The organism is Pseudomonas arcuscaelestis, assembly GCF_016881005.1.
Classification (GTDB): domain Bacteria; phylum Pseudomonadota; class Gammaproteobacteria; order Pseudomonadales; family Pseudomonadaceae; genus Aquipseudomonas; species Aquipseudomonas arcuscaelestis.
On sequence record NZ_JACOPV010000024.1, the window covers coordinates 52414 to 62651 of the forward strand.

The following is a 10238-nucleotide window of genomic DNA, read 5'->3' on the forward strand; positions in this document are numbered from 1 at the left end:
GGCGTTTTTGTTTTCAGACCCACCTGCTCACACCGAAAACCGCCCTACCAGGCTATTCAAGTCAATCGCCAGCTGCGACATCGCCTGGCTCGCCGCATTGGTCTGATTGGCTCCCGCTGACGTCTGCAGTGCCAAATCACGGATATTGGTCAGGTTACGGTCCACCTCCCGCGCTACCTGCGCCTGTTGCTCGGAAGCGCTGGCGATCACCAGATTGCGCTCATTGATCAGGCTGATCGCTGCTGCAATTTCCTCCAGCGCCGCACCTGCTGCATGTGCCCCTTCCAGGGTGCTTTGTGCACGGTCATTACTCTGCTGCATCCCTTCGACCGCACGATCAGTGCCCTGCTGGATACCGCCTTGATCTGCTCAATGTGCGCCTTGTTCGTCTGCAAAGGCTGCGGATCGCGGTTGATCAGCAATCGCAGATTCAACGAACGAATGCGCAGCATGTCCTGAGTCATCTGGCCTACCGCAATGACGCTAGGCAACCAATTGCTGTCTACCTGCTGCTACTGCTGGCGCATGCTGTTCATTTGCAACAAGCGAAAATGCCTAGCGCTACCACCAGCAATCACGAGGCGCCAACCTCGGCCCTCAGCGCACAGTAAATCGCTGCTCGGCTAGCAGGCGATCACCCTGGAAAACCATAAAATGCCATTCGCCCGGCACCACTTCGTGAAGCTCGGTGAATTCATAGGCCATCACATCCTGGGCAGCTCCGGGCACCAGTTTCTGCACCACCTCGAACTTATCATGGCGCTTGCCGTCGGGGGTCAGCACACCCGGGGTGAGGTAGAGCAAGGTCAACGGCGCGTCCTCCGCCGCCTTGCCCTCCAGGCGATAACGCATACCGAACTTGCTGCCCAGTCGTGCCGGAATTTCAGAAGTGTGCTGAATAGTCTGAGTGCTCTGGGTCAGCACGCGCTCGCCAGGCTGAAAATTTTGATGCTGTGTTTGGAACAACCCGTACTCGATCGGCCCTTGTACCCGCACCTCGGCACTGGCCAGACCACTCACCAGCAAAAGCCCGCACACCGCACTGAAACGACTGAAAAACATGATGCACTCCATCAGGATTGATGGCGGCAGGCTATGACGCCGGCATGACAGACTGATGACAACTGGAAAACTGCCTGGCAGCTCACTGCTGTTTCTTCGGCAGCACAGCGAGGAAGTTCTCGCGGGCAACCTTGTGTGCCACATCTGCAGGCAAGGCATCGAGGAGCGGATCAAACCCATGTAGTTGCTCCCCTAAAGAATCGAACCGACCGACTACATCCGAGCCAAGCATAAAGCGCTCAGGGAAGCGTTTGACCAGCTGCAGCCATGCCTCCCTGGGTTTGCCCTGCTCATCCAGCAGATAAGGCTGCAGGACGCTCCAGGACAGGTCGATATACAGATTGGGGTAGCTCTCGAGCATACGCGACAGCGTGGGCAGCAAAAAATCCAACTGCGTCTGGTGACGATGTATCTCCATGCTGGTACCGGCATGGGCCCAGATAAAGCGCGTGTGCGGGTGATTGCGCAACGGTTCTTCAATCTCAGCCAGGTACAGCGGATTGCGCTCGCGCTTGGAGGTGATGTTGGAGTGGATCAGCACAGGTAGATCCTGTTCGGCCGCCAGATGGTAAATGCGAGTCATGGCCTCGTTATTGGCCCGCGGGGTGTCGCCGCTGGTTAGCGCCGTCAAGTCGTCATGACGGGTGAAAACCTCGCCAATACCCTGCCACAGCCCGGGATACAGTTCGAGCATGCGCTCGATATGCGCCACGGCATTCTTGTCTACCGGGTTGAAGCCGGTCAGAAACGGGTGAAAGCGTTGACGTTGCTGCGGATCGAGTTTTTCCAGCGCGGCGGCCACGTAGATATCCGTGGCACTGTACCAATAGGCATCGGCGTCGTCGCCGGCGTAATAGCGTGGGCGCTTGGGTTCGTCCTCGTGCCATTTCTTCGCTACCGCCACACCCGAGATCATGGATTGGTCGATGCGCGCTTTATCCATTGCTTTGAGCAACGCATCCATGCCCTCGCTTTCCTGGAAAAAGTCCACGTAATGCAGGTGTGCATCACTGTAGCGGTACTCACGCGCCTGCACAGCCTGCAGACCCAAGCCCAGCAACAGGATGCCAACCAGGGTACTGGCATACCGATTTCTGGTAAGCGGGGTTCTGGTAAGCAGGGTTCTGGCAAACATTGCACGCTCCTTGTTGACGTCTAAGACAAGGTAGACCGGCCAAGCTACCGCGCAGTTCAAGCACTGCCTGTAACAGGTTATGCTCAAGTCCATCACCCCTGGACTGGAGCCCACTGTGAGTAATCTTTTGGTCATTCGCCCGCGCGCCGAATCCGTCGAAGGACAACCGATCTTGCGCCCCCTGCCTTCAGCCCAGTGCCGAAGCATCGGGCCGTTCGTTTTTTTCGACCACATGCTCGAAACCGACTACGCCGCAGGCAAAGGTGTGAATATCCGCCAGCACCCCCATATCGGCCTGTCCACCCTCACCTACCTGTTCGAAGGGGAGCTGCTGCACAAGGACAGTCTCGGCTCCGATCAGCGGGTCAAAGCCGGAGACGTCAGCTGGATGACCGCTGGCAGCGCGATTGCTCATGTCGAGCGTACCCCGACCGATCTGCAGGAAAGCGGCTCACGCCTGCATGGCCTGCAAGTCTGGCTAGCCTCCCCCAAAGACAAGGAACAAGGGAGCGGACACTACAGCCATCATCCTGCTGCGACCTTGCCGACGAGCGACAATCTAGGTGTCAACATTCGCTTGATCGCAGGTAACGGATTCTGCCTGCAGTCACCGGTGCCGGTGCTTTCGCCAACGCTCTATGCGTTGATTCAGATGCAGGCCGCGACCACCCTTAGCGTGCCGAACGAGCATATTGAGCGAGGTCTCTATGTACTCGATGGCGAGGTGCTGCTGAACGACCAAGCCGTAGAACCGCATAGCCTGGTGATACTGCCAGAGGGTGAAGAAATGAGCCTGTATGCCGAGAGCGAGAGCCAATTGGTGCTGTTTGGCGGCGACCCACTGGATGGACCACGACGAATGAACTGGAATTTTGTTGCCAGTGATCCAGCGCTGATTGATCAGGCAAGGGCCCGCTGGGCAGCCGGGGACTGGCCAACGGTACCGGGGGAAAGCGAACGAATCGAACTGCCCTGAGCCCAGGCTGCACTGGCGACGGACAATGCGTAAACCGTGGGAGCGGATTCATCCGCGAAGGGCTGCATAGCAGCCCCATCACCGAACGCTGTCTCCCACGGGTTATACCCACCCACTCCCTAGGCTTCGAACACTTCATCCAACACGTTGTACATGGCCCGGAACGCCCGCTTGGAGGTGCGTGCGTCGTACTTCATCTTGCCAGGGATGTTGGCCGCCGTGTCGGTGAACGAATGCACCGCACCACCATAACTGACCAATTGCCAGTCTACCTTGGCCGCATCCATCTCGGCAGCGAAAGCCGGTAGCTGCTCTGCAGGCACAAACGGATCGGCCGCGCCATGCAACACCAGCATCGATGCATTCACTTTGCCTTCTTGGGCCGGCAATGGCGTATCCAGCGTGCCGTGGAACGACACCGCCGCCTGCAGGCGCTCATCGGCACGCGCCAGTTCCAAGGCGCAACAACCGCCAAAACAGAAACCGAAGGTAGCAAGCTTGCCCGGCTCCAGCACCGCCCTGGATTGCCCCAGCAACTGATCCAGTGCCGCTTTGAGGCGCTTGCGCAGCTCAACCCGGTCATCTTTCAACGGCGTCATCGCCGCGCCCGCTTCGTCCATGTTCGAGGGCCGCAGGGTCTGCCCATAAATATCGGCGAGCAGCACCACATAGCCTTGAGCAGCCACATCCCTGGCGATGCGCTCAGCACCTTCACCGACCCCCATCCAGTTCGGTGCCATCAGCAAACCAGGTTGTTCCTTGGCGCCCTGGGTATAAAACAAACGACTCTCATAGGCTTTGCCGGCAACATGATAGACCAGCGATTCGACGGTAACCTTGCTCATGCAGTCCTCCTTGCACCATGAAAAAAGCCCGCCGAAGCGGGCTTTCCCTGACTCTACTTAAGCCGACAATTCGACCAGCAGCTTGTTCAGGCGACGAACGTACGCCGCCGGGTCCTTCAAGCTGTCCCCCGCTGCCAGGGCAGCCTGATCGAAGAGAATGTGCGAGAAGTCGGCGAAACGATCTTCGCTCTGCTCGTTGTCCAGTTTCTCGATCAGCGGGTGGCCCGGGTTGAATTCGAAGATTGGCTTGGAGTCCGGCACTTTCTGTCCGCTGGCTTCCAGAATCTGGCGCATCTGCAGACCCAAGTCCTGCTCACCGATGGCAAGGATCGCTGGCGAATCGGTCAAGCGGTGGGAAACACGCACTTCGCTGACGCTCTCGCCCAATGCCGCTTTCAAGCGCTCGACCAGGCCTTCTTTTTCCTTGGCAACTTCTTCCTGGGCCTTCTTGTCCTCTTCAGAGTCCAACTTGCCCAGATCCAGGTCGCCACGGGCAACATCGACGAAGCTCTTGCCGTCGAACTCGCTCAGGTAGCTCATCAGCCACTCGTCGATACGGTCAGTGAGCAGCAGCACCTCGATGCCTTTTTTACGGAAGACTTCCAGGTGCGGGCTGTTCTTGACCTGCGCGTACGACTCACCCGTGAGGAAGTAGATCTTGTCCTGACCTTCCTTGGCACGAGCCAGGTAGTCTGCCAAGGACACGCTTTGCTCGCCGCTTTCATCGCTGGTGGAAGCGAAGCGCAGCAGTCCGGCGATCTTCTCCTTGTTGGCGAAATCTTCGGCCGGACCTTCTTTCATGACTTGGCCGAAGTTTTTCCAGAAGCCCTTGTACTGCTCTGGCTCGTTCTTGGCCAGCTTCTCGAGCATGTCCAGAACGCGCTTGGTGAGTGCCGATTTCATCGAATCGATGATCGGATCTTTTTGCAGGATTTCTCGCGAAACGTTAAGCGACAGATCGTTGGAGTCGACCACACCTTTGATAAAGCGCAGGTACAGCGGCAGGAACGACTCGGCCTGGTCCATGACGAACACGCGCTGAACGTACAGCTTCAGACCGCGAGGCGCCTCGCGCTGATACAGGTCGAACGGCGCACGTGCCGGTACGTAGAGCAGCGAGTTGTACTCAAGCTTGCCTTCGACCTTGTTGTGGCTCCAGGCCAACGGGTTTTCGAAATCGTGACCGATGTGTTTGTAGAACTCCTGGTATTCCTCGTCCTTGATCTCGGTACGCGGACGGGTCCACAGAGCGCTGGCACGGTTGACGGTTTCCCATTCCTCGGCCGGCTTCTCCTCGCCTTCTGCGGCTTCGACTTGCTTTGGCAGTTCGATTGGCAGCGCGATATGGTCGGAATACTTCTTGATGATGTTGCGCAGACGCCAGCCATCAGCGAATTCTTCTTCACCCTTTTTCAGGTGCAGAACGATACGGGTACCACGGTCGGCTTTGTCGACAGTAGCCACTTCAAAGTCGCCCTCGCCCTTGGACGACCAATGCACACCTTCGGCTGCTGGCGCACCGGCACGACGGCTGAACACATCGACCTTGTCGGCGACGATAAAGGCCGAATAGAAGCCCACACCGAACTGACCGATCAAGTGCGAATCTTTTTTCTGGTCGCCGGTTAGGTTCTTCATGAAGTCGGCAGTGCCGGACTTGGCGATCGTACCCAGGTGGGTGATCACGTCTTCACGGCTCATGCCGATGCCGTTGTCTTCGAGGGTAACGGTATTGGCATCCTTGTCGAAGCTGACACGGATTTTCAGCTCGGCGCCACCTTCGAGCAGCTCAGGCTTGGCCAAGGCTTCGAAACGCAGTTTATCGACCGCGTCGGAGGCGTTGGAAATCAGTTCGCGAAGGAAGATTTCCTTGTTCGAATACAGGGAATGGATCATGAGGTGCAGCAGCTGCTTGACCTCGGTCTGGAAGCCCAGGGTTTCTTTTTGAGTTTCCACACTCATGGTATTCAACACTCCAATCTGATGGCAGTAGTCGTTCGGCAGGCGGGCACATCGGCCCTGCCTGCTTTCACGGCGGGATGTCATGCAGATGGGGGCACGAGAAACTATTTCAAGGGCATAACGACTTCTTCGATCTTGAAATGCGCACGCGCCGTGGCAATCGGTTCAGCTTCGCTGCCTTGCCAGGCGGTTATCGCCACGTTGGTCACCCGTCGCCCCTGGCGCCACAACTGGCAGCGAGCATAGGTGTCGCGAAAATGCCCCGCACGCAGATAGTCGATGGAAAAATCGATGATTTTCGGAATCGTCGCGCTTTCACTGAAAATCAGCAGGTACAAGGCTGCCGACAATTCCATGAACCCGGCAATAACCCCTCCGTGAATGGCGGGCAGCAATGGGTTGCCAATGTTTTCCCGACTGGCCGGCAAGCAAAACAGCAGGTCGTCGCCCTCGCGACTGCACTGAATACCAATCAACCCCGCATAGGGAATCAACTGCAACAATGGCTGATAGTTACCTTCAGCATGAGCCTTGCGTAACTGCAAATGCACCTCTGCGGGAATCATTGCCCATGCTCCTTCAGCGAACTGCCAAAACTCAGACCGCCCTTCACATTTTTGCCCAATCGCATAAAGGTACCCACCACTTGCGCTATGGGTTGTTCGGGATCGTCCTGATACGCCATGCCACGCGTAAAAATCACGTCCCGGGTGACCCGATAGCAATGCGCATAACCGTAGACATCAAGGCCGGGCCTGGCTGAATGCATATAATCAATGCGCAGATCGAGCGTCGGGCAGACTTCGAACTCCGGCAGTACACACAACGTGGCCATGCCGCAGGTGGTATCCATCAATGTCGTCAGGGCACCACCATGAATAGCTCCAGTCTGTGGATTGCCGATGATTCTCGACGAGTATGGCAGCACCAGCGTCATACCCTGGTTATTCACCTGATGCACACGCATCTGTAGAACCTGGCAATGAGGCAAAGCACCAAGAAACCGCTCTGCCATGGCCATCAATGGAGTGTCGCTCATATCACTAAGGCCTTTGTGGTTATTGAGACAATGCACACGCCCCAAAAAAAGTCTATGTAGATCCGGGGGTTATATATCTGTAATGTATGTGGAACTTCTGTCCGTTACTTGAGCTCAAAGGAACAAGTAACTTATTTCCACAAGGAGAAACACCCCATGCGTAAACCTTTTGCTTTTGCCGTAATGCTGGCCGCCGCCCTGGGTCTCGCTGCTTGCGATAAAGCCAGCGAAGACAAGGCTCAGGATGCTGCGCAACATACCGAGAACGCCCAGCAGAAGATGGACGAAGCTCAGGATAAAGTGAACGAGGCTGCAAAAGAAAACGCTGAAGCTGCCAAAGACAGTGCTGAAGCGCAACAGAAAGCCGCTGAAGAAGCTGCTCCTGCCGCTCCTGCTGCACCGGTCACCCCAGCGCCAGAAACTACTCCAGCCGAGCCTGCCAAGTAAGCAAGCGCCCTGGAATGAAAAAACCCGACAGCTGTCGGGTTTTTTTATGTTCGTGACTCAGGGCTGTAACGATTCAGTTAACAGCAGTGTCTTTAGCTGTTTCCAGCGTTGGCACCTCGGTCGGGGTATATACCATTACTTCCAGCACATCGGAGTGAAACTCGCGCCGGTACAACACGAGGACCACACCCGTACTCATCAGCATGAATAACCATGGGCTGATAAACCAACTGAGCATGGCCATGCCAAAGTAGTAAGAGCGCAAGCCAAAGTTGAACTGGTTGGCAGCCATTGAAATGACTCGAGCCGCACGCTGGGCGAATGCTTTACGCTCCAGTTCGTTGACATGACGTTCCCCAACCATGGGCGCCGATCCCACCAAAATGGCCGCAAAGTTATATTGACGCATGCACCAACTGAAGGTGAAAAAAGCATAGACAAACACCGTGGCCAAGCACAGCAGCTTTACTTCCGACATGCCTTGAGTCGCCTGCTGCACCAGCGGCAAGTCAGCCAGTAATGACACGGCGCGATCAGACGCGCCGAGCACAGTAAGAATACCCGCGAGAATAATCAGCGTACTGGAAGCAAAAAACGAAGCGTTGCGCTCAAGATTAGCCACAACACTTGCATCGGCAATACGGTTGTCCCGCATCAACATACGGCGCATCCAGTCTTCGCGGTACAGGTGCAATACGCTGGCCAGACAGGCCGTGTCGCGCCCCTTCCAGGTCGCATAGCGGGTATAGCCGCCCCAGCACACGACAAACCAACAGGCTGCCAGTAGATGAATCAGATTATTTTGAATGAAACTCATGCGAGGTCCCGGTAAATAAGTTCGAACACAGTAATACGCATTGACCGGTTTTCGACGCTTAGCCGAAGAAAAAGACACGTCCGCTTCCGCACAACGAAAAAGCCCCGCATCCTTTTCAGGATGCGGGGCTTTGTAAATATGCCCAGGCTGGCGCGCTTTGGCTTGTGGCCGGCGCCAGACAAGGGCCTATTCTCAGGCCAGCGCTTCGCGTGGCTTGCCCAGCAAGCGGTCGCAGCCGATGGCGATTGCCAAGGTTGCGACCGACGGAACCAGCCAGGCCAGACCTTGCTCGCTGAGCGGCAAGTGGGCCAGGAAGTCTGGCAGATTCACACCCAGGCTGGTGCCCTTGATGGCGTCAACCATACCGAAGATAAGCGATACCAGCATCACTGGCGCCAGGATACGCACTTGCGAGTTCCACAGGTCTTTGCAGAAGCTCAAGCCCACCACCACGATGCACGGTGGGTAAATCGCCGTAAGCACCGGGATCGAGAACATGATCAGCTTGGTCAGGCCCAGGTTCGAGATGAGCAGCGAGAAGCCGCACAGGATCACTACCAGGACCCGATAGGACAACGGCAGCACCTGGCTGAAATACTCGGCACACGCGCAGGTCAGGCCAACCGCAGTCACCAGGCAAGCCAGGGCGATCAACACCGCAAGAAAACCGCTGCCCAGTGAGCCAAAGGTGTGCTGCACATATGCATGCAGTACCGCGGCGCCATTGGATGCCCCGGCAGCAATCTCGTGACTGCTGGCCCCCAGGCGGAACAAGCTGATGTAGACCAGCGCCAGGCCGACACCAGCGATCAGGCCGGCAATGATGGCATAACGAGTGATCAGCCTTGGCGACTCGACACCACGGGAACGGATGGCATTGACGATGACGATACCGAATACCAGCGCACCAAGGGTATCCATGGTCAGGTAGCCATTGATAAAGCCTTGGGAAAATGCCGATGCCTCATAGGCTGGCAACGCATCACCTGTGGTACCGGCCGGCAGCATGAACGCGGCAATGCCCAACGCCGCCAAGGCAATGATTTTCAGTGGCGCGAGGAAACGACCCACGGTATCGAGCAGTTTTCCGGGGTACATCGACACGGCCAGAACCAACAGGAAGTACACCAGGCTGTAAATAAACAGCGCGGTCGAGCTTTCGCCGGTCAGCGGTGCCACACCTACTTCGAAGGAAACCGTCGCGGTTCGCGGCGTGGCGAATAGAGGACCGACTGACAGGTAGCAGACCGCCGCAAGCAACCCGCCAGCGACCTTGCCAATAGGACTGCTAAGCGCATCCATACCACCGCCAACCTTGGCCAGGGCGATAACGGTGACAACCGGCAGACCTACCGCCGTGATCAGAAAGCCCAGCGCAGCCATCCACACGTGGGGGCCGGACTCTAGGCCGACGATCGGCGGAAAAATGATATTGCCCGCACCGACGAACAACGCGAACGTCATAAAACCAAGCGCCAGGACATCCTGGCCTTTCAAGACTTTCATTAAGGAAATACCACACTTCTGAAATCGGGATTTAGAGAGGGATTTCCCCTTGGGTGAGGGAAATATGTAGCCCGTCCGGATGAGACAGGCCCTTTAAAGCATGCCAGTACCCTTTTGGGGGACCGACACGAAAGTGCAGACAGTGTAACCAAGTTGCACCCACTGCGCATGGCTGCCTGACGAGTTGTCCGATGTGCGAAAAAGTTTGTCGCCTCGATGACAGCAATCCGGGTATCACTTGGTACTACCCAACTGCAACAGTCATCGCACTTTGCTGTCCTGCAAACGCAAAAAGGCCACCCGAAGGTGGCCTTTTTGTTTACTGTGTCCCGTCCTGAATAAGGTTTACACCTCCCATCCCGAATTTCCGGAGAGTCAGATGGAGCAAGGTGTAAAGCGCACACAGCGTGATTACTCACTGTCTTTTAAATTGGCGGTGGTTGATCAGA

The 10238-nt window shown here is 56.5% G+C and carries 10 protein-coding genes and 1 pseudogene; 2 read left to right on the plus strand and 9 right to left on the minus strand.

Annotated features, from left to right (window positions below):
* Window positions 1-27 precede the first annotated feature (27 nt).
* The 3 genes and pseudogenes from H8F21_RS27505 to H8F21_RS27515 all read right to left on the minus strand — a co-directional run.
* Window positions 28-360, minus strand: a pseudogene (locus tag H8F21_RS27505) (methyl-accepting chemotaxis protein); the annotation flags it as partial.
* 237 nt (window positions 361-597) lie between these two features.
* Window positions 598-1062: a DUF3859 domain-containing protein gene (locus tag H8F21_RS27510; RefSeq protein ID WP_203585717.1), complete on the minus strand. Its 465-nt coding sequence runs from the start codon at window positions 1060-1062 to the stop codon at window positions 598-600.
* Window positions 1063-1144: 82 nt separating this feature from the next.
* Window positions 1145-2197, minus strand: coding sequence for an amidohydrolase family protein (locus H8F21_RS27515; protein WP_203585718.1), 1053 nt, complete (start codon window positions 2195-2197; stop codon window positions 1145-1147).
* A 115-nt stretch (window positions 2198-2312) separates the two neighbouring features.
* Here H8F21_RS27515 and H8F21_RS27520 point away from each other — a divergent pair, with 115 nt between their 5' ends.
* Complete coding sequence (locus H8F21_RS27520) at window positions 2313-3173, plus strand: pirin family protein (protein ID WP_203585719.1); 861 nt, start codon at window positions 2313-2315, stop codon at window positions 3171-3173.
* Between the two features lie 119 nt (window positions 3174-3292).
* Here H8F21_RS27520 and H8F21_RS27525 read toward each other — a convergent pair whose 3' ends face one another.
* From H8F21_RS27525 to H8F21_RS27540, 4 genes are all read right to left on the minus strand, one after another.
* The gene (locus H8F21_RS27525) at window positions 3293-4018 is read right to left on the minus strand and encodes a dienelactone hydrolase family protein (protein WP_203585720.1); all 726 of its coding nucleotides are present in this window, start codon (window positions 4016-4018) and stop codon (window positions 3293-3295) included.
* A 57-nt stretch (window positions 4019-4075) separates the two neighbouring features.
* On the minus strand, window positions 4076-5980 hold the full coding sequence (gene htpG / locus H8F21_RS27530) for a molecular chaperone HtpG (RefSeq protein WP_203481778.1): 1905 nt from the start codon (window positions 5978-5980) through the stop codon (window positions 4076-4078).
* Window positions 5981-6084: 104 nt separating this feature from the next.
* Window positions 6085-6546, minus strand: coding sequence for a PaaI family thioesterase (locus H8F21_RS27535; RefSeq protein ID WP_203544036.1), 462 nt, complete (start codon window positions 6544-6546; stop codon window positions 6085-6087).
* Window positions 6543-7019 carry a PaaI family thioesterase gene (locus H8F21_RS27540; protein WP_203481774.1) on the minus strand — a complete coding sequence of 159 codons (477 nt, stop codon included), beginning with the start codon at window positions 7017-7019 and terminating at the stop codon, window positions 6543-6545. Before H8F21_RS27540 ends, H8F21_RS27535 begins: the two co-directional genes overlap by 4 nt.
* Before the next feature lie 156 nt (window positions 7020-7175).
* Here H8F21_RS27540 and H8F21_RS27545 point away from each other — a divergent pair, with 156 nt between their 5' ends.
* On the plus strand, window positions 7176-7466 hold the full coding sequence (locus tag H8F21_RS27545) for a hypothetical protein (RefSeq protein ID WP_203481772.1): 291 nt from the start codon (window positions 7176-7178) through the stop codon (window positions 7464-7466).
* Between the two features lie 73 nt (window positions 7467-7539).
* On the opposite strand, the gene H8F21_RS27550 is transcribed toward H8F21_RS27545, so the two are convergent.
* Both H8F21_RS27550 and brnQ read right to left on the minus strand, forming a co-directional pair.
* On the minus strand, window positions 7540-8283 hold the full coding sequence (locus H8F21_RS27550) for a DUF599 domain-containing protein (RefSeq protein WP_203481770.1): 744 nt from the start codon (window positions 8281-8283) through the stop codon (window positions 7540-7542).
* Between the two features lie 192 nt (window positions 8284-8475).
* Entirely contained in the window at window positions 8476-9789 is a 1314-nt protein-coding gene (gene brnQ, locus H8F21_RS27555) for a branched-chain amino acid transport system II carrier protein (RefSeq protein ID WP_203544035.1), read from the minus strand.
* Window positions 9790-10238: the final 449 nt, after the last annotated feature.

Coding starts and splice junctions, on each gene's coding strand:
- H8F21_RS27510 (WP_203585717.1), bottom strand. CDS start 1,062: ATGTTTTTCAGTCGTTTCAGTGCGGTGTGCGGGCTTTTGCTGGTGAGT.
- H8F21_RS27515 (WP_203585718.1), bottom strand. CDS start 2,197: ATGTTTGCCAGAACCCTGCTTACCAGAACCCCGCTTACCAGAAATCGG.
- H8F21_RS27525 (WP_203585720.1), bottom strand. CDS start 4,018: ATGAGCAAGGTTACCGTCGAATCGCTGGTCTATCATGTTGCCGGCAAA.
- htpG (WP_203481778.1), bottom strand. CDS start 5,980: ATGAGTGTGGAAACTCAAAAAGAAACCCTGGGCTTCCAGACCGAGGTC.
- H8F21_RS27535 (WP_203544036.1), bottom strand. CDS start 6,546: ATGATTCCCGCAGAGGTGCATTTGCAGTTACGCAAGGCTCATGCTGAA.
- H8F21_RS27540 (WP_203481774.1), bottom strand. CDS start 7,019: ATGAGCGACACTCCATTGATGGCCATGGCAGAGCGGTTTCTTGGTGCT.
- H8F21_RS27545 (WP_203481772.1), top strand. CDS start 7,176: ATGCGTAAACCTTTTGCTTTTGCCGTAATGCTGGCCGCCGCCCTGGGT.
- H8F21_RS27550 (WP_203481770.1), bottom strand. CDS start 8,283: ATGAGTTTCATTCAAAATAATCTGATTCATCTACTGGCAGCCTGTTGG.
- brnQ (WP_203544035.1), bottom strand. CDS start 9,789: ATGAAAGTCTTGAAAGGCCAGGATGTCCTGGCGCTTGGTTTTATGACG.